This is a genomic window from Ruminococcus flavefaciens ATCC 19208 (assembly GCF_000518765.1).
GTDB classification, from domain to species: Bacteria; Bacillota; Clostridia; order Oscillospirales; family Ruminococcaceae; genus Ruminococcus; species Ruminococcus flavefaciens.
Genome location: NZ_JAEF01000016.1, coordinates 30216 through 50696, shown reverse-complemented (window position 1 = coordinate 50696; position 20481 = coordinate 30216). Strand labels below are relative to the sequence as shown.

12 protein-coding genes are annotated in these 20481 nt (G+C 45.0%); 6 read left to right on the top strand and 6 right to left on the bottom strand.

Features of this window, described 5'->3' with window-relative positions; genetic code table 11:
• Positions 1–2 precede the first annotated feature (2 nt).
• Positions 3–728, bottom strand: a complete 726-nt coding sequence (locus tag L870_RS0104520) for an RsmE family RNA methyltransferase (protein ID WP_028517122.1) — start codon at positions 726–728, stop codon at positions 3–5.
• A 221-nt stretch (positions 729–949) separates the two neighbouring features.
• Positions 950–2074 carry a D-alanyl-D-alanine carboxypeptidase family protein gene (locus tag L870_RS0104515; RefSeq protein WP_028517121.1) on the bottom strand — a complete coding sequence of 375 codons (1125 nt, stop codon included), beginning with the start codon at positions 2072–2074 and terminating at the stop codon, positions 950–952.
• A 346-nt stretch (positions 2075–2420) separates the two neighbouring features.
• On the opposite strand from L870_RS0104515, the gene L870_RS0104510 reads away from it, so the two are divergent.
• The 6 genes from L870_RS0104510 to L870_RS0104485 all read left to right on the top strand — a co-directional run bounded on the left by L870_RS0104510 (position 2421) and on the right by L870_RS0104485 (position 12962).
• Positions 2421–3818, top strand: a complete 1398-nt coding sequence (locus tag L870_RS0104510; protein WP_028517120.1) for an ABC transporter substrate-binding protein — start codon at positions 2421–2423, stop codon at positions 3816–3818.
• Positions 3819–4069: 251 nt separating this feature from the next.
• Positions 4070–6568, top strand: coding sequence for a glycoside hydrolase family 9 protein (locus L870_RS18365; protein ID WP_051411413.1), 2499 nt, complete (start codon positions 4070–4072; stop codon positions 6566–6568).
• Positions 6569–6825: 257 nt separating this feature from the next.
• A complete protein-coding gene (locus L870_RS18360) occupies positions 6826–9462 on the top strand; it encodes a glycoside hydrolase family 9 protein (protein ID WP_051411412.1) in 2637 nt (878 codons plus the stop codon).
• Positions 9463–9679: 217 nt separating this feature from the next.
• Positions 9680–9937 (top strand): preprotein translocase subunit SecG, encoded by a 258-nt coding sequence (gene secG, locus L870_RS0104495; protein WP_028517119.1) that lies wholly within the window; start codon positions 9680–9682, stop codon positions 9935–9937.
• A gap of 71 nt (positions 9938–10008) precedes the next feature.
• Positions 10009–12189 (top strand): ribonuclease R, encoded by a 2181-nt coding sequence (gene rnr, locus L870_RS0104490; protein ID WP_242836487.1) that lies wholly within the window; start codon positions 10009–10011, stop codon positions 12187–12189.
• Positions 12186–12962: a hypothetical protein gene (locus L870_RS0104485; protein WP_028517117.1), complete on the top strand. Its 777-nt coding sequence runs from the start codon at positions 12186–12188 to the stop codon at positions 12960–12962. Before rnr ends, L870_RS0104485 begins: the two co-directional genes overlap by 4 nt.
• A gap of 328 nt (positions 12963–13290) precedes the next feature.
• Here L870_RS0104485 and L870_RS0104480 read toward each other — a convergent pair whose 3' ends face one another.
• The 4 genes from L870_RS0104480 to L870_RS0104465 form a co-directional block, all read right to left on the bottom strand.
• Complete coding sequence (locus L870_RS0104480) at positions 13291–15099, bottom strand: Na/Pi cotransporter family protein (protein ID WP_028517116.1); 1809 nt, start codon at positions 15097–15099, stop codon at positions 13291–13293.
• A gap of 147 nt (positions 15100–15246) precedes the next feature.
• Entirely contained in the window at positions 15247–16827 is a 1581-nt protein-coding gene (locus L870_RS0104475; protein WP_028517115.1) for an LPS biosynthesis protein, read from the bottom strand.
• 215 nt (positions 16828–17042) lie between these two features.
• Positions 17043–18428, bottom strand: a complete 1386-nt coding sequence (glmM, locus tag L870_RS0104470; protein ID WP_028517114.1) for a phosphoglucosamine mutase — start codon at positions 18426–18428, stop codon at positions 17043–17045.
• A gap of 272 nt (positions 18429–18700) precedes the next feature.
• Positions 18701–20251 carry a glucosyltransferase domain-containing protein gene (locus L870_RS0104465; RefSeq protein WP_028517113.1) on the bottom strand — a complete coding sequence of 517 codons (1551 nt, stop codon included), beginning with the start codon at positions 20249–20251 and terminating at the stop codon, positions 18701–18703.
• Positions 20252–20481: the final 230 nt, after the last annotated feature.

Sequence of the window (20481 nt, the reverse complement as noted above, 5' to 3'; positions counted from 1 at the left end):
CTTTACATATTATTTGTTAAAAACATCAAAATTGAAAGGGCTGTTATTGGTGCTGTTTCACAACGCAGTATTCTCTTGCCAAGCCAAACCTGCGAAGCACCGATATTTACTGCCGCTTCCGCCTCTTCCTTGTCGAAACCGCCCTCGCTGCCTATAAACAGTCCCACAGTCTTTGCGCCGTCAAGCTTCACCTCTCCGAAGGATACTCCGCCCTCTTCTTCGTAAAGCAGAATATTACGGTCAAGCTGCTTCATCATTTCAAGAGCTTCTTTAAGACTCACCATTGGTGTGACCTCGGGGATCATACCTCTGCCCGACTGCTTTGCAGCTCCCTCAGCAATTTTGTTCAGACGGGGCAGCTTTTTCTTTGTGAAGTCCTTTTCATCGGGACGGGATACACAGCGTCTTGTAAGTACGGGAACTATCCTCGAAACACCGAGCTCCACGCTTTTCTGGATTATATACTCCAGCTTGTCAAGCTTAGGCACTGCCTGAAACAAAGTCACCTCGATATCGGGCTCTGCTGCGCATATCTGCTTGTCCACAAGGTCGAGATAGACTTCATCGGGAGTTATGCTTCTTATGGTACAGTGATGGTCTATGCCGTTGCAGCAGACCGTCACCTCCTCGCCTGCTCTCATTCGCAGGGAGCGCCCTATATGGTTGGCATCGCTGCCTGTAAGTACTATGTTGTTTTCATCAAGTTCATTCGTAAAAAATCTTGGCATACCGCACCGCCTTTACATTCTGTACTCTGATTTTACCACATATCCGAAGAATAGTCAATAAATCATATTTTTGCGCAGCAAAAATATGAAGTTGAGAATTGAGAATTAAAGTGTTCGCTTCGCTCACATTATTAAAGTAATATCGCCGCAGGCGACTCCACAACTTTCAAATCTAAACTCTCAGCTAACAAAAATCCCCCCGTCTGCTGACAGGGGATCAATTATTCCTTGTATTCGGATTTGATGCCGAGGTACTCCTCGAGGCACTGTCCGCTGTTATAGAGCTTTGTTGCCAGCTTTGAGCCTACATATCTTATATGCCAAGGCTCGTACTTATAGCCTGTATAAGCTTCCTTGCCCTGCGGATAACGGATTATAAATCCGTACTCGTGAGCGTGTTCCGCGAGCCATGCAGCTTCGGGAGTATATCCGAATGCATCGTCGATGGTATTTACGTCGATAACAAGCCCCGTCTGATGCTCAGAATACCCCGGACGGGCAGAATAGGTATCGGCTGCTTCCTTGCCATCCTGCTGTACATAGTTGTCGTATATCTTTTCCTGATCGCTGTATGAACGGTATCCCGAACCTACGTATATTTTCAGATCCTCTTTTGCGGCGTCGCTTGAAAGCTTCTGGAACTGCTCATAGACCAGCGGCTCAAGTCCGGGTTCAAATGTGGACGGAAGGCTGTAGCTCTTATTGGCTATCAAAACTCCCTGTACATAAGTAAGCCCCTCTGCATCATAAACAGGGGGCTCAGGAGCCTCAGTCCTGTTGGACTGAGGCGAAGCTGTATCGTTTGTAGTTCCGTCGCCGCGGACAGTTACCTTTATCATTACTTCCTGATTTGCATCCTGTGCAGATCTAAGTGTAACGTAGCAGGTTCCCGGCGAAACGCCCTTGATGTGACCGTAGTCATCTACTGTAGCAATAGTATTATCGCCTGATGACCAGCGTTCATCAGCTTCAGATGCACCGTCAGGATACTGCTGTACCATAGGTGTATCAGTCTCGCCGACTTCGATAAATACAGAATACTTGTCAAGCTTGAAATCGCTCTTATTTACAGGATCTGCCGAAGTTGTAGTCACTGTTGTGGTGGTTATGGCAGGATCTGTATTGGTAACTACAGCTGTAGTAGTTGTTGTGGTCGCCTTGCCTACCTTGCCCTTTTCCTCCTTCTTCGGCTTACCCGAACAAGCGTGAGCTATAAGAAGAATAAGCAGCAGAACCAGCAATGCAATTATGAAAAGTGCAGTGAGCTGTCTCCTTCTCAGCGTTTTACGGGATACTCTTTTACGGGGACGATGTGAATCGTATCTATCGTATCTGTTATTGTCCATATTATAAATCCCTTCCTGATGTATACTGATGCAGACCTTCTTCGCATCTGCATAAAAATCTTATTAACATTATAACATAATGATTATGAAATGTCACGCAATTTTACTTCAATTCCGCAAATTTTTAACAACTTCACATATAACGCCGCTCATTTTTGGCATTTTTTAACAAAGCATTTCGCAATATCCGCCCCTTTAGCTGCAAATACGCAATTTCTTACAGTAAATTTTCGCTTAAACCCGTTCCGCAGTACCGCCTTGACAGTTTGGCTGTGAACGAGTATAATATAGAGTGGTTCATACCGCATTAAAGATAAGATAGGCGGTCATGAAAGGAGTTAAGCACATGAAAGATTCAAAACGGCTGACAGCAGCTATCCTTGCTGTTACAGCTGTAATGTCAACTGCCGTTTCGTGCAGCAGCAAAAAGAAGGACGGCAATAAAAAAGAAAACACCACAGAAGCTCAGACTACCACAGAAACAGTCGCTGTTTCGTCTGATACACCCGATCCCTCAATGGAGATATACTGGCTCTCCGACTATGATATCAACCCGGGAGAGGCTGAAAAGAAGTCGGTGGCTCTTTCTCTCTTCGAGGACGTTTACGGCGGAAAGGTGACCTACCTTCCCACAACTGCCGAGGATAAGTACAACGAGCTTGCTTCACAGATAAACGCAGGCGCAGCTGTGGATATGTTCCCATACGATGCAGCAGCCTTTCCTAACGGCGTAATGAAGCAGCTTTTTGACCCCCTCGACCCTTATTTCGAGGATATGGGCATGAACGACAGCGGTCTCTGGGACGAGATGTCGGGCGTTATGGATATGTTTGCCTACAAGGGTCAGCACTATGTTGTACCCTATTCGATATCAGACCCTTTCCTGTTGACCTACAGCCGCAAGCTCATGCAGTCGGAGGGCATCGACGACCCGCGCAAGCTCTGGCAGGAAGGCAAATGGGACTGGAATGCAATGAAGTCCATGATAGAAAAATTCATATCCAACAACCCCGGCGCTTACAGATGGGGCATAAACGGTTGGTACGGACAGGCTGCCTTAGCGTCTACAGGTCATAAAGTAGTGGATTTTGACGGCAATACACTTAAAAACAATATGTATGACCCCGAAATAGCAAACGCCGTAAGTCTTACCAACGATATACTGCTCAACGGCTGGTACAGCGCAAACTGGCGCGATACATTCCCTACGGATTTCAATACGCTGTTCCTTGCGTCGTCTGACTGGACTCTGCCCATATCCAATGCGGCAAATCCAGAAGCAGACCTTATGATAGTGCCTTTCCCGAAGGCTCCAAATGCAGACAAGAACTATATCTCCTGCAATTTTGACGCGCGTATGCTGGTAAAGAATTCCGACAAGAGCAAGGCTGTAGCAACCTATATAAAATGTGAACGCCTTGCAGCTTCCGATGAAAAGATGAAAAAAGCCGCAAAGGAAGCTGCTACAACTGTTGTCAAGCATCAGTCTGGCACTTTCAGGAGCTTCGTCACCGAAGAGCAGTACGACGCACTTATGGAATACACAGACCTTTCCAAAGTCACTCCCGTTTTCGATTACGGATACGGCATGGGCGAAGCTATGACAGGCTACGGAATATACACCAACGACACAAGAGGTGTGATGTACCGCATCACCGATACCGAAGTCGGCAAAGACTGGGAGGCACTCAAAAATACATTCTCTCCCGTCATTGATGAGCAGATAGCACAATACAACAACTAATGGCAATATAATGATATTTCAGCCCCCGAATTCCTCGGGGACTTTTTTATAATAGTATATACATGATATCGGATTTTTATGATAGTAAAATCCAACAATAAGAAAACCCCTTTTTTATCACATTCTCCAAAGTTACCGCTATTTATGCAGTTTTACATAAATTGTTCACAAAAGCAGTGGTAAAAATGTTATAATGATAGTGAGGAAGTATGTCTTCTTTAAAGACGTATTTATGAGAGGAGTTTTTAACAATGAAGAATTTAAAGAAGTTATCCCGGAAGCTGACTGCGGCGGCAGCATCAGCTGTCATGGCTGTGACCTCACTCGGAGTGTCCGTGCCTGCTGTAGCACACGCTGCGGATAAGAACTACTACGAAGCTCTGGCAATGTCGCTTTATATGTACGACGCCAATGCCTGCGGAAAGGGAATTTCCGACGGTCCGCTCACATGGAGAGGCGACTGCCACACTTACGACAGCAGCTGTGCTGTGGGAAGTCTCGACGGCTCTGCAAAATCCGCTGTTGACCCTGACGGCGACGGAAAAGTCGATCTTTCGGGAGGATTCCACGACGCAGGCGACCACATCAAGTTCAATCTCACTATCGGTTTCGGTATGTCGAGCCTTGCACTCTCTGACTACCTTAACCCGGGAGTATACGAAAAGGCAGGCTGCAAAGACCACCTTATCTATGAACTGAAATGGGGCGCAGATTACCTTATGAAAACAACATTCCTCGACAGCTCGGGAAATGTTGCTGCGATCGCACACGTTGTCGCAGGCGGCAACGACCACGATTTCTGGGGTCCGCCTGAGACTCAGACATATGAAAGACCTGCTTACTGGCTTACAGCAGGCAATAACAATTCTGCTGTATGCGGCGAAATGGCTGCGGCTCTCGCAGGTACCGCTTACGTTGTGAAGGAGTCAGAGCCCGATTATGCTGAAAAGTGCCTGAAATACGCAAAGGCTATATATGAGTTCGGCAAGAAGAACGTTGGAAACAATACCAGCGGACTATCCCCATTCTACGACACCGAGGCTCAGTATCAGGACGAAGAAGCATGGGCAAATGCATGGCTCTGGATAAACGGTGCAGCAGACAAGCCTACCCGCGTTCCAAAGGACGCAAATTACGGCGACAATCAATACGACGGCTGGATATACTGCTGGAACAAGGTTTGGCAGGGATATGCAGCTCTTATGTATAAAGCTACAGGCGAACAGGCTTTTGCAGATGAGCTCCAGACCGAGCTCAAGAAGCAGGGCGACCTTACAGTAGGCACTTACAATGCCGACGGCTGGGGAGCTTCACGTTATAACTGCGCTAAGCAAATGGACGCTCTCGCTCTTGCAAAGGGCGACCCTGAGTCAAGCTACGCAAAGGCTGCCAAGTATCAGATGGATCACATCCTCGGAGACAACAGCTTAGGCTATAGTTTCCTCCTCGGATACGGCGACAAATGGCCTGTTCATATCCACCACCGTGCTGCTAACCCGGGTACGGACAGCACAGGTGCTTCGGGAAATCCGTCCGCTAAGTACACAGCTTACGGTCTCCTCGTAGGCGGCGACGACAAGAGCGGATATCAGGATCAGACCGACAAATACCAGTACACAGAGGGTGCTCTCGACTACAACGGCTGTTTCGCTATCGCCTGCGCAGGTATAGCTGATCTTTACGGCGGTGATCCGACTTCGATGCCTGCACTTGCAAAGAGTGCGGCTGAGATAAACGCTGACTTCAAGTTCGGTAACAGCGCTCCTGTTGTAACTACTACCACAGCAACTACGACTGTAGTTACTACTACAGTAACAACAGCAGATGTTACTCTTACATATTTCGACAGCCAGAAGTTCGACAGTGTGGCTACATACCCAACAAAGACTGTTTACAATACGGGTGACAGCTTCACGCCCGAGGATATCAAGATAAACGTCATCACACGCTATTCTGCTGTACACGCATCAGGCAAGGTAACTTATATCGACAAAAAAGAAACTATCACCTATGGTGTCAGACCTGAGTCAGTAACTCTCGTAAACGCAAACGGACAGGAGTTCAAGGCTACCGAGATGAACACTCTTCCCGCAGGCAAATACACTGCAAAATACAGCGGCGGCGTCATTGGTACAAATATCGAGCTTAACGATGTAGAATTTGATTACGAGATAACCATTGTCGGAAACAGTGTGACCACCACCACTCCCCCAACGACATCTACACCTACAGTGACCACCGGGCTTACAGGCTCTGACTTTGAAATGGACATTAACCGCGACAAGCTTTACATCGGTCAGACAGCTACGCTCACATTCTCAAAGGGCGCGAACCTTATCCCCTTCGGCAGATTTGATTATGATGACAAGATCATATCATTTACAGAGAATGCTGACAGTTCATTCACTATCAAGGCTCTGAAATCAGGTCAGACAAAGCTTACTTTCACAGCTCCTTCAGGTCAGAGCAAGTACCTCTGGATAGCTGTAGAGATATATGTTGATCCGGGCGATGCAAACTGCGACGGTCAGGTAGACCTTGCAGACGTTGTACTCATAATGCAGGCTATGGCTAATCCGAATAAATACGGTGAAAACGGCTCAGACCCGACCCATATCACCGAAACAGGCATGGCAAATGCCGATGTTGACCTTTCATCAGAAGGCATAACAGTTAACGATGCTATGGTATTGCAGCTTTACCTGCTCCACAGTATTGATAGGATACCATATTTCTATAACGGAAAATAAAATATCTAAGACAAGGAGCAGGACAGCGATATCCTGCTCCTTTGTTTTGTCCACCTCAACCGCATATTTTCATCGTGATTGTGACCAATAGGAGTGTGCGTTTTTTGCGCACTATGCCGAATTTGACCATTTATAGCTATTTTTTACCATATTGTAATATTTTTGTCACCATTTTGTAACTACTTTTGCAGACAAACCCTGTATAATGTACTATGAGACATATTATAGGCAAAGACTTATGAAAGAAGTGTGATAATATGCATAAACTCAATAGGTTTAAATCTGCATTAATCAGTGGAGCTGTAGCTCTTACTTCATTTGCTGCCCCATTCTCTTCGATGGTTGCTACCCCTCTCCCAGCAACAGCGGCAGACGGTGATAACTATGCAAAGCTCCTTCAGTACTCCCTCTATCTTTATGACGCAAATATGTGCGGCAACAACTCGGACTGCGGTCTCTCATGGAGAGGTAACTGCCATACAAATGACGAAAAGCCGGGCGGTTTCCACGACGCAGGCGACCACGTAATGTTCGGTCAGCCACAGGGCTACGCAGCTTCTACACTTGGCTGGTCCTACTACGAATTCAAAGACGCATACGAGGCTACAGGACAGGGTGCTCACCTTAAGGTTATAACAGACAAATTCGCTAAATTCTTCCGTGACGCTACAGAGCTCAACGGAAATACAGTATCAAGAGTTCTTATCGAAAAGGGTGACGGTGATTCCGACCACGCTTACTGGGGCGCTCCCGAGACTCAGAGCGGAAACAGACGTATGCTCTGGACAACAGGCGGTGCAGCTAACGTTACTGCTGAATACGCAGCAGCTCTTGCAGCTAACTACGTAAACTTCGGCAACGCTGACGACCTCAAGTACGCTAAGGCTCTTTATGAGTTCTCAAAGAAGGATACAGGCTATTATTCAGCAGGTACTTTCTATGATGCTCACTGGACAGGTTCTTCCGACGAAATGGCTTGGGCAGCAGGCTGGCTCTACCTTGCTACAAAGGATCAGGGTTACCTCAATGACCTCAAGAACTGTCCTACAGCTTATTCAGTACACTCATGGGAAAGCGTTCAGCTCGGTGCTGCTATCCTCAAGGGTGAGATCACAGGCGACTGGGGCAGCGCAGCAGAGCTCGGCAAGTTCCAGGGCAACAACTACTACTTCGCTAACGAGTGGGGCAGCGCAAGACACAATGCAACAGCTCAGCTCTGTTCTCTCGTAGCTGCTAAGTACAATAAGGCAGACTCCTCATGGGCTAAGGGTCAGATGCAGTACCTCACAGGTGACAAGTCATTCGCTAACGGACAGTCACACTGTCTCGTTGTAGGCTTCAAGTCTAATTCTTCAAAGAATCCTCACCACAGAGCTGCTTCTCCTGATGCAGACGCAGGCAAGCAGAATGACGGAATCCAGAACAAGTATCTCCTTATAGGTGCTCTCTGCGGCGGTCCTTTAGATGCTAACGGAACATATCAGGATATCCGTTCAGACTATCAGGGCAACGAGGTAGCTATCGACTATAACGCAGGTCTCGTTGGTGCAGCAGCAGGTCTTTACCACTTCTATAAGACAGGCTCTATTGACACAACTATCACAGGTGTATCAAAGATCTACCCGGCGGGCGGTTCAACAATTACACCTTCTGTAACAACTACAACTCAGAACAATCCTTCTGTAGTTACAACTACAACTTCTTACAATCCGGGCACACCTTCAGACGGCGATGATATCGTTCTCACAGGCTCAAGCCTCAACGCTAAGAAGGAAGAAAGCCAGACAGACGGCGCTATCAACAATGTTGCTGAATTCAAGCCACAGGGCGCTAAGTCAGTTACAATGTACCTCAAGGTAAATTCAAACGACACTGAGGTATCAGGCGGTTTCGGTACATGGACAGGCGAATGGGAGCAGGAAGAGTTCTCAGGCGTAAAGGTAGGCGCTGACAAGACAGTTGCTATCGACTACACTGTACCTTCAAACGTAGGCGCAACTATCAAGGCTATGGTTTGGTGGCCGCACGATGACGATGTTACTATCGAGAAGATCGTTCTCCACAAGGGCAGCTCAACTCCATCTACACCTTCTGTTACTACAACAACAAGAACAAATCCACCGGTAGTTACTACTACAACCAAGTACGAGCCTTCAACACCTTCAAGCGGAAACGACATCGTTCTCTCAGGCTCAAGCCTCAACGCTAAGAAGGAAGAAAGCCAGACAGACGGCGCTATCAACAATGTTGCTGAGTTCAAGCCACAGGGCGCTAAGTCAGTTACTATGTACCTCAAGGTTAACTCAAACGATACTGAGGTTTCAGGCGGTTTCGGTACATGGACAGGCGAATGGGAGCAGGAAGAGTTCTCAGGTGTCAAGATCAACTCTGACAAGACAGTTGCTATCGACTATAAGGTTCCTTCAAACGTAGGTGCAACTATCAAGGCTATGGTTTGGTGGCCGCACGATGACGATGTTACTATCGAAAAGATAGTTCTCCACATGGACGGTAATTCAACACCTTCTGTTCAGACAACAACTACTACAAAGGTAACAACAACTACAACAAAGAAGGTTACTACTACAACTACTACAACAGCTCCTGTAGTAACTGAGCCATATGTAGTTACTGATCCTCCTCTTCAGCCAACAATCCTCGGCGATGCTAACAACGACGGAGGTATCGACCTTTCAGACGCTGTTATCATCATGCAGGCTCTTGCTAATCCTAACAAGTACGGCGTAAGCGGTACAGACCGTCACCGTATCTCAGCTCAGGGTTGGGTAAACGCAGACGTTCACAAGAGAGGCAACGGCGTTTCTTCAAACGATGCTCTGGCTATACAGAAATACTGCCTCGGTCTTGTATCATTACAACCTGATAACGTTTGATCTTAAAACGAACATCGAAAAGCAGCTCTTCGGAGCTGCTTTTTTGTTTGTATGACGGCAAGTTGTATGATTTCAACAATTTTAACTGTATTTTTTGTCTCGCTTTTTCAGTGAAAACCCTTGCAAATCAGCTAAGACTGTGATATAATAGTATAGCTAATTGAAATGTATCGGCTTATGCCGTAATCTATAACTGTTTTTTCGGAGGTAGTTTTTTATGTCAACATTAGAGATAATCGGCGGAATTGCAATTCTTGTAATCAGTCTTCTTACAATTATGCTTTGCCTTTCACAAGAGCAGAAATCACAGGACAGCATGACAGCTGCTCTCACAGGTGCAAGTGCTGATTCATTCTACGGTAAAAACGAGGGCAGAACAAAGGAAGCTATTCTCGCTAAGATAACAAGATTTCTTGCGATACTCCTTTTCGTTGTAATCCTTGCTGTTAATATCGTACCGATCTTCACAAAGTAAGAAAAGCCGCCCTGTGACTAACAGTCATGGGGCTTAAATTTTTATGGGATAAACTGCAAAAGGAGACTTGTATGTCTGAAAAAAATAAAAAGAAGCAGATAATCAAAAAGAACAGCTCTGCTGCATCAGTTGAGAGCTATAAAAATAAAATAGTCACTTTCCTGAAAGCTTACGGTAAAAAGTCCATGCCCCTGAGCGAGCTTGAGTCCAAATGCAAGACCAAGAAATCAGGCAGAGAAAACTTCACCGAAGCTTTTTCACAGCTCCGCACCGAAGGCGTTATCATGATGAAAAAGGGCATGAAGGCTGCTTTGTGTTCACGTGTAAAGGCTTATCCCGGAACTGTCACACGCCTGAGCCGTACATTCGGCTTTGCCATGACAGATGACGGCGTGGAATACTTTATCCCGGGAAAATGTATGCTTGGCGCTATGCCAAATGACAGGGTGCTCATCTCCCCTATTGCTTCGCGCTCGGGTGAGCCTGAGGGCGAGGTGCTGGATATACTTGAATTCGGAAGCTCGCAGCTTACAGGCAAGATCGAATTCGAGGACGGCAGACCCTATCTCGTCCCCGACACAGCTTCACGGAATCATATCATCATCGTCCGCGAGGAAAGTATCCCCTTTGAAAACGGCGATAAGGTACTGGCTGAGATAGTTTACCGCGGCAGACGACACGCCGAGCACAAGGTCAAGATAACCCTTGTTTTCGGAAGCTCGGAATACGCAGCTTCTACTGCCGCTTCAATACTTGTAATGCACGGTGCTCCCACAGCCTTCCCCGATGAAGTACTGAAGGAGGCAAGAAAAATATCCGAGGGCGGTGTGCAGGAATACTGCTTCAACAACCGCGAGGATCTCCGCAATATGACCATATTCACCATTGACGGTGCGGAATCAAAGGATCTCGATGACGCGGTATCGGTGCAGAAAACTAAAAAAGGCTATTGCCTCGGAGTCCATATCGCTGACGTTTCCCACTACGTAAAGGGCAACAGTGCCCTCGACAAGGAAGCTCTCATGCGCGGAACAAGTATCTACTACGCTGATAAGGTCATACCTATGCTGCCGAAGGAGCTTTCAAACGGCATATGCTCCCTCAATCCAAATGAGGACAGGCTCACGCTGTCAGCCTTCATGGAGCTTGACAAGGACGGCAATATGCTTTCCTACCGCTTCTGCAAGAGCGTTATCCGTTCAAGAGTCAAGGGTGTTTACTCTGAGATAAACCGTATACTTGAGGGCTCGGAAACTGCCGAGATAGCTGAAAAATACGGGGCTGTCCGCGATAATATCACGCTTATGAACGAGCTTGCGGACAAGCTTATCGCCAAAAAGCAGCTCCGTCATGCTCCCGAGATAGAAACTACCGAAAGCAAGCTCATTATCAATGAGGACGGCATATGCTGCGATGTACAGCCCCGTGAGCGCGGAAAGGCTGAGCGTATAATCGAGGAATTCATGCTCACAGCCAATGAAGCTGCCGCAAAGCTTGCAAAGGATAAGAAAGTCCCATTCGTTTACCGCATACACGAAGCTCCCCCCGAGGAAAAATCAGAGCTTCTTCACGAAATGCTGCCGAAATACGGCTTTGAATGTCCGCCATTCAGCGAGTTCAAGCCTGCTCATGCAGCAAAAATATTGGAAAGTGCAAGAGGTACGGAGAAGTTCGAGGCTATCAATATGCTTGTGCTCCGCTCAATGGCTAAGGCGAAGTATTCTCCCGAGCCTCTCGGACATTTCGGTCTTGTGCTCGATGACTATGCCCACTTCACCTCGCCTATCAGACGTTATCCCGACCTTGCTATACACCGCATAATCACGGATATACTTGCAGGCTACAACAACGAATGGCTCAGCAAACGCTATTCGGGCTTCGCTGTCAATGCTTCGGAACGTTCTTCTGCTGCGGAGGTACGCGCTGTAACTATCGAGCGCGAATGCGAGGACTGCTACAAGGCTGAGTATATGAAAGCTCACATAGGCGAGAGCTTCACAGCTAAGATATCAGGTGTTACCGAGTTTGGTTTCTATGCCGAGCTGCCAAATACAGTTGAGGGACTTGTCCACATAAGGACTCTCCCCGAGGGCGAATATGACTATACCGAGCCCGTTGCACTTACAGAGAAATTCAGCGGCGTTTCCTATACTCTCGGACAGACCGTTCAGGTAATATGTGCCGCTGTTAATGTCAGTGACGGAACTATTGATTTCGTCCTTGACGATGACGAACAGGAGGAAGAAGAATGAAAAAAATATTATCAATCATCGCAGTATCAGCCATTGCAATTTCAGCCGTTTCATGCGGAGAGAAAACAGGCAAATCTCCTAATACCGCTAAGAAAAAGCCTACTGAGGCAACTACACAGACAGAAACGACCGATACCACTACCACAGTTACCACAACTGCAAAGACTACCACAAAGGCTGTTACTACAACTGCGGTCACTACAGTAAAAACTACACAGGCTGATCCGCTGGGCGGCGGTGCTTTCTCATACAACGAGGACGGTGCTGTCGTATTTGAAGCCGACAAGGATAAAGCCGATGACCGTACACTCATTGCAGCTGCTCAGGCTCTTTTCGAGTCCGCCTGCAATACTCAGATGAGCTTCACTGTAGGCTGTCCCTTCGATGTTGATTATAATGACATCGCTCAGAACGATATGGGCTGGAGCTTCTATCGTATAACCGACAGCAAAATAAAGTCATTCAGCGACATGGAAAAAGAATACTTCAAGGTATTCAGCTCACGTTATCCATGTGCAGAGCTTTCCAAGCTCTATCTCGAAAAAGACGGCTCGCTCTATGCACTTTGCGGCAACCGCGGCGGCAATATCTTCTACTCCTCATCAAAGGTCACAGAGATAAAGTCAAAGTCCGATGATGAGATATTATTCTCAGTGGATAATTTCTACGACGGAAGCGATTACGGCGATGAGTCCTATACCGAAACCGATGATTTCTCGGTAGTAATCGAGAACGGCGTGTGGAAAGCAGGACAGTTCGTACTTCCGTATTAAGACAGCGTGACGCTGCATACTTTCTCCGCGCCGAAATGCTTATGACAATCAAAAACAGCCGCGAGAGGATAATAAATCAATAGGAAAATATCATCGCGTGAATACGTGACGCTGCACCTTGCGCTTATAAAACGATTGTAGGGACGCGCATTGCGCGTCCGCAAAGTATAATGGGATTATAACGGGCTGTCGAGAACGCCAGCCCCTACAGTATGTCATTTAGAGATTATGCGTAATTGACGGGCGGATATTATCCTCCCCTGCACACAAGATATCAAAATACCGTTATATACGCAAAAGCGGCTGACGAAATGTCAGCCGCTTGTTTTTATACTTTAACTTCCGATGCACCGAGTCTGCGGAAATATTCCTCTGCATACTCTCTGTACTCGTTTCTGAATCCCTCGTCATTCTCCTTTACATCGTGGAGATATGCGTGGATATTGGTCTTTTCGTCTGTCTCGATAAGACAGCCTGCAATATTTGAACAATGGTCGGAAATACGCTCCAGATTGGTAAGAACATCCTGGAAGATATATCCCAGCTCAACTGTACATTCGTCGTTCTGGAGTCTGCGGATATGTCTGTTTTTAAGCTCTGTGCTCAGATTATCCACTACCTCTTCGAGCGGCTCGACCTTATGTGCGATAGCGAGGTCGTTATTCTCATACGAATCGAATGCCTTGTTTACGTTCTCCGTGATAGCGTCAGTGATAACGATTATCTCGTTTATGCACTCCTCAGAGAAGTTTATACCCTTTTCGTGCATCTCCTGAGCCGATTCCACAAGGTTTACAGCGTGGTCGGAAATACGCTCGAAATTGCCCACACAATGCATCATCTTCGATACGCTTCGGCTGTCTGCGCCTGTAACACTGCTCTTTGCTATCTTTATCAGATAGCTGTTTATCTTGTCCTCAAAGCTGTCGATTATATCCTCGTTCTCGATAACCGTCTCGCAAGCCTCGCCGTTATACTCTACAAGGAGCTTCAATGCCATGATGATAGTCTCTCTTGTAAGCTCTGCCATCTGCGAAGTAGCGGATAAACAGGTATGAACAGCTACAGCAGGAGTCTTGAGAAGGATATCGTCCAGACCTGTAAGAGTTCTTCTCGGATCCTTGACCTCTTCCTTGCCGTCCTTTACAAGTATCTTTGACAGCTTTACGAGCTGCTTTGTGAAAGGCATGAACATTACTGTAGTAGCCACATTGAATATGGTATGCATTATGGCGATGCCTACGTAGCCGACAGTTTTTTCCATAATACCGAGATTAATAACATTCTGAAGCAGTATTATAACAGGAAGGAGCACAAGTGTACCGATTATCTTGATGATTATATGAGTCCATGCAACTCTCTTTGCGTCCTTGCTTACGCCGACTGTTGAAAGAAGCGCAGTCACACAAGTACCGATATTGCAGCCCATGATTATAGGAAGCGACATTCCCCATGTCAGTCCGCCTGTCTTTGAAAACGCCTGAAGAATACCGATAGAACCTGCCGAGCTCTGGATTATGCCTGTAAATACCGTACCTACAAGTACGCCGAGAATCGGATTTTTAAAAGCAGTAAGTGTCTTCTGGAAGTCAGGTGAATTTGCCAATGGATCAACAGATTGAGACATGAGGGACATACCTGTCATAAGAACAGCAAATCCTACAAGGATACGTCCTACATCCTTTTTCTTGTTCTTCTTTGCGAACATTATGAGTATCGTTCCTGCAAGAGCTATGAGCGGCGAGAACGACACAGGCTTCAATAGTCTGAGTATAAAGCTTACGACACCGCCCTCACCCGAATCCTGTATGCCGTCAAGACAAAGGATCCATGCTGTAAAGGTCGTGCCTATATTTGAACCGAAACAGACTCCGATAGTCTGTTCAAGAGTCATAATGCCTGAGTTAACAAATCCCACAAGCATTACCGTCATAGCCGATGAGGACTGTATTGCAACTGTAACGCCCATTCCGAGAAGAATAGCTTTAAGCTTGTTCTCGGTCATTTTTTTAAGTGCGACTTCAAGCTTGCCTCCTGTAAGCTTTTCAAGTCCTGTTGACATTACATTCATTCCGTAGAGGAAGAAAGCAAGTCCTCCAAGAAGTGTGAAAATATTAAATATCGAAAACTCTTCCATATTTCTCTCCTGTTCCTTTTCCCTTTATTCTTTCTAATATTTATTATAACAGGAAAGAGAGACAAGTCAATAATTCCTCCTATTTTTTTACGTGGATTTAACATTGACCGCAAAAGAAAAAGGCTGCCCTCAGGCAGCCCTTATATATTACTTTTTCTTGTTTTTATTTGCGTTTTTCTGTGATGCGTTTTTTGCCTTGTCGGCTTCTTCCTCGATGATATCGGCGATTTCATCGAGCTCGACTTCTTCCGCATCATCGTCATCTCCTGAAGCCATTACAGCCTTTGCTCTTTTCTTACTGTCAAGGCTTAGAGCAGAAGCAAATGCCACACAAAGATAAATAACAAAGAGAAGTGCTTCAACAACAACGATAACCTTCATTGAATCACTTACAGCTTCCTTTATTCCTGCTGCAACAGATCTTGAAGCAGGAACGAGGATATTATATGCATGGGCAAACTGAACATTCTCGTAATAATCATCAGCTGTCTGCTCTGTAAGCTCAACTATCTTTGATACCTTCTCGTCAAGTGACTTGATATCAGCCTCTACCTTTTCAATGTTTGCCTTTGAGCTGTTCTTATTTTCCTTGAGAGCATCTCTTCTTGATTCATAGAACTTGATATCCTGCTTTACCTGTGCAAGACTTGACTGTACTGATGTCTTCTGTCTGAACAGCAAATCGTACTGGTCTGAATGAACTGTAGACTCTGAATTTACGTTATCTCCGTATACAGTGATATTATCCTTCTGATACTGTGATATAGAAGAATCAATAGAAGCAAGGCGCTCTGCGTACTCATCCTTATCACGGTTGAGATTTTCTATTCTGTATTCATAGTATGCAATTGCTGCATCCTTATCCTTTGTTACGTTGTTTACAGAGATGTAAGAAGATATTCTGTCAAGGTCGATGCTGTATACTGTTTTTGCATACTCGGAAAGATCCTTGAAGCTATAGCCTGTAACGCTTGAACGGAATGCAGTATTATCATCGTTTGAAAGTGATGCGATGTAATTTCTTACTGTTCTGAGTGAATTTCTGAAAAGATCTATCTGCTGTGAATAGTCATAGTTTTCGTAATCAACGACCTTTACAGCTGCTCCGAGAGACTCGTTATATCCGTACTGCTCATAGAAAACATCACTGTAGCATTTAAGCATAGTGTTTAGGAACTCAACGCCCTCTGTTCTGTCAAAGCCTGCTTTTCCGAAATCAAAATATACCGTAAACTGTGTAGGATACCATGTAACATCGAGCATGGACTGTGCTGCTGCAAGGTTTCCGTTTGAAGCACTTTCCATTACACTTTTATATGTAGTAAGTCTCTCATAAGCGTCCTGAGGTATCTTTGAATCAAAAGTAATATTTTCTCTTATAGCCTCTACCTTTTCAAGATCAAGACCCATCTTTGTAAGTGTTCTTTCAATAACAAGCGGATTTTTCATTGAATTGATATCAAACTTTCGTCCCGCAGGATCAAGTCCTTTTTCAATTCCGCTGTATGAAAAGCTTACAAGTGCCTTCGCAGGCGATACTTTGGAAAAAGTTTTTATTGCGGATAATGAGAAAACAAGAATACCTGCTATAATAGCTACTACGAGCCATAAAACCAAAAATCTTTTAAGCTGTTTGATTATTGTAGACAAGGATAAAACGATCGCGTCCTTATCTTCATCATTATTTTTGATCGTAACATTCAGATTGCGCTCATTATTCTTAGCCATTTTGACCTCCAATTAACTACGTATACTTATTTTACGGCACAACACGCCGTAATAATCATTATATCACCAAAAAAAATCCTCGTCAATAGTTTTATGAAATTTCCAGTATTTGACCTAATTTATAATTTTGCTGCTTTATGACTTTGACATATCACACTAACCAAAAGCGGCGTTCCTGTTTCGGAGCGCCGCTATACTACTACTATTATAATATATCAGACTGCATGACCCTTGGACTTGATTACTGAAACTACCCTGTCAACACAGCTTCTGCATACAGACTCGTCCTGAGCTTCTACCATTACTCTTACAAGAGGCTCTGTACCGCTTTCACGGACAAGTATTCTTCCTCCGTCACCGAGCTCTGCGGCAACCTTGTCTACCTCTGCACGTACATCGGGGTCAGCCTGTGCAGCAGCCTTGTCCTTTACCTTTACATTCTCAAGCACCTGAGGATATACTGTGAAAGGTGCAGCAAGCTCGCTGAGCTTCTTCTCACGTGACATTATTACCTGCATTATCTTCAGGCTGGTAAGGATACCGTCACCTGTTGAAGCATACTTGGAGAAGATTATATGTCCTGACTGCTCGCCGCCGATGCAGCAGTTATTCTCCTTCATATACTCATATACGTACTTATCGCCGACTGCTGTCTTTGCATAGTCTATACCGATCTCGTCAAAAGCTCTGTAAAGTCCGAAGTTTGACATAACGGTAGTTACTACAGTATTGTTTATGAGCTTTCCGCGCTCCTTCATATATCTTCCGTATATATAGAGGATATGGTCGCCTGTGATGACATTGCCCTTTTCGTCAACACAGAGGCAGCGGTCAGCATCGCCGTCATAGGCAAAGCCTGCATCAAGACCCTTTTCGACCACAAATTTCTGGAGTCCTTCAATATGTGTTGAGCCTGCATTGTTATTGATGTTAACGCCTGTAGGCTCTGCATTTATTACGTAAGTCTCTGCACCCAGAGCATCAAATACCGACTTTGCAATATTCCATGCTGCACCGTTTGCGCAGTCAAGTCCTATCTTCATTCCTCTGAATGAGTACATTCCGAGGGATATAAGATAACCGAGATAGCGGTTTCTGCCTGAAACATAGTCAACACTCTTGCCTATCTTGTCACCGTGAGCAAAGGGAACTTCCTTCCACTCCTGACCGAAAGCCTTGAGATTTCCGTCCAGATATGCCTCAACAAGGTCGATGACTGTATCTTCCATCTTTTCGCCCTGTCCGTTGATAAGCTTGATACCGTTGTCATAGTAAGGGTTATGGCTTGCGGATATCATTATTCCGCAGTCAAAGCTGTCAACTCTTGATATATAAGCTACAGAAGGTGTTGTTGTAACGTGAAGAAGATATGCATCAGCACCCGAAGCAGTAAGTCCGCCAACAAGCGAATACTCGAACATATAGCTTGAACGGCGTGTATCCTTGCCTATAACGATACGCGGAGCTTCGTCCGAACCGTTTCTTCTTTTAAGCTCTCCATAATACCAGCCAAGAAAGCGGCCTACTTTATAAGCATGGTCAGCAGTAAGGTTTTCGTTTGCTGTTCCTCTGAAGCCGTCAGTTCCAAAATATTTACCCACTATTAATTATCTCCTTAAAATAAATTATTATAATTGTACAGATTCAAGATCCTGTAACAGACCCATAACATTCAAATTATAGCACTTTATGTAATGTAAGTCAATGCCTTGCCAAGAAAATTTACAAAAGACTGCAACACTGCCGCTCATTTTTATTTAAAATTTCTAATAGCTGATACAAAAGCTTCATCTGCTGTTCCGGCATATTTTATGCAAAAGCCTCTCAGCAACAAAATAAAAACGCCGGCGCAGCAGCACCGACGTTTGCATATTTATGTGATCTCAGGTTCTGAGAGCTTGATAACTATCACTCCGTCTATTTCCTTCATACAGCCATCATGCGGGTACAAAGGCATAGCTTTCACTTCCTCCGATCTTTCGAGTTCATGCCCGACATCAGGATCGTTTATCTGATTTATCTTTATTCCCGAATCTCTCATCATCCCCCAGTAAGACTGAGTGGAGCAGATATTTACAAGCCATATATCACCGTATTGTGCGTAATCATTTGAGCAGCTCCACAGTTCATCCTTCACAAACATAGGATTGTCAGATATTCTTCCTATAAAAGCGCATTCTTTTCCCTCGATCTCGTCAAAATCCAGATCATTTGCGATCATGTTCAGAACAGACGCAGAGGCTGTCCTGCCCGAAAGCATGGTATGCTGATCTATGGATATCATTATGAAATTGCCTGCAAGCAGCATAACAAATGCAAATGGATAAGCCTTTTCTATATTTTTCATGATCTTTTCTTTTGCCACATCAACATCAATGATGCAAAGCAAAAGAGGCAGAATCAGCACCATAGGCAGTGACATCTGTATCTGAAAGTCGTCAGCTCCGGGAGCTAAAATAAGTGCCGCATTTGCAGCGGGCGGCAGCAGAATAAACGCTGCCAAAGCAAAGATCGCCCGTTTTTGATCTTTTGAACGCGCAACGGATACGATATGAGCACATGCAAGCAGGAGAAAGACAACGATGCCTACTTTGAATATAACAGTATTTTCATAAACATTCTGTTTCAAATTGTCATTAAAAAAGAACTCTGCAAAGGTAGTATATGTCTTTACAAATGTTTTCGGAAATGACTTTATAAGCGAGATCAAGGATATCTTATCAGCAGATTTATATGCGCTCGCTTCCACATGATTGAGTTTCAGGAAAATGTCCCATATTATCTTGTAGCTGATAAATGAGATCAGCATTGAGACAACGGCATATCCCATGAATTTTACTATCTTCCTGTTTTCAGCTTCATTTTGCAGATACCATAATAAAAGTACAAGGATAAGGACGCAGGCACAGCCTATATTCATCTGATAACAGCCCAGCGAAAGCGTAAACATAACTATTGATATGATAAGCGACCTGACAGAGCAGTCCCTGAGCTGCCATGCTCCTATCACAGCAAAAAGATACGCAAACGCAAAGGTCGGAGACATATAGCGATATGACAAAAACGAACATACCGCAGTATTTACTACACTTATGAGAACAACGATATATCCCCTGAACGAGTCCTTCAGCCCGAAAATATATGCCACAATGATACCGCCGCATACATGACAGGCTAACGAAAACATTGATGTAAAGGGTTCGGGGGAATAATTCTCCCTCAATCTTCCTATAGTAGGCCAGAACCACCTTCCTATAGAAATCACCCACTGATATCCGATATCGTATGAGCCCTTCCAGAGTCCGTCATATGTATTCGTCAGCTCATTTGATATCAGTACGATATAGGCAAGTGTGCATAATATCCAGCTGACCGCAAAAAAATGTGCGAGCCGCTTTATGTCATATTTCTTTTCATTCAGCAAAGTACATCCCCCCCGTTTGCATACTGCCGTTAAACATATTATACATCAAATCCTCAAGCCCTGTCAATGCTTCTCTTCCTGCATCCGTTTTTTCAAAATTTCCGCATTGTTTTGCCGAGAGAAAAGCATGACAAATACGTCTAAGTAGTAGATGCTTGTTTTTTACACAGACAAGATAAAATTTCTATTGCAAAGCGCGGAGTTTTGTAGTATAATAGAAAATAGTATTA

Excerpts from the sequence above, each read along its gene's own strand:
- L870_RS0104480 (WP_028517116.1), bottom strand. The coding sequence starts at position 15,099 with ATGGAAGAGTTTTCGATATTTAATATTTTCACACTTCTTGGAGGACTT.
- rnr (WP_242836487.1), top strand. The coding sequence starts at position 10,009 with ATGTCTGAAAAAAATAAAAAGAAGCAGATAATCAAAAAGAACAGCTCT.
- L870_RS0104485 (WP_028517117.1), top strand. The coding sequence starts at position 12,186 with ATGAAAAAAATATTATCAATCATCGCAGTATCAGCCATTGCAATTTCA.
- L870_RS0104520 (WP_028517122.1), bottom strand. The coding sequence starts at position 728 with ATGCCAAGATTTTTTACGAATGAACTTGATGAAAACAACATAGTACTT.
- L870_RS18360 (WP_051411412.1), top strand. The coding sequence starts at position 6,826 with ATGCATAAACTCAATAGGTTTAAATCTGCATTAATCAGTGGAGCTGTA.
- L870_RS18365 (WP_051411413.1), top strand. The coding sequence starts at position 4,070 with ATGAAGAATTTAAAGAAGTTATCCCGGAAGCTGACTGCGGCGGCAGCA.
- secG (WP_028517119.1), top strand. The coding sequence starts at position 9,680 with ATGTCAACATTAGAGATAATCGGCGGAATTGCAATTCTTGTAATCAGT.
- L870_RS0104515 (WP_028517121.1), bottom strand. The coding sequence starts at position 2,074 with ATGGACAATAACAGATACGATAGATACGATTCACATCGTCCCCGTAAA.
- L870_RS0104475 (WP_028517115.1), bottom strand. The coding sequence starts at position 16,827 with ATGGCTAAGAATAATGAGCGCAATCTGAATGTTACGATCAAAAATAAT.
- L870_RS0104510 (WP_028517120.1), top strand. The coding sequence starts at position 2,421 with ATGAAAGATTCAAAACGGCTGACAGCAGCTATCCTTGCTGTTACAGCT.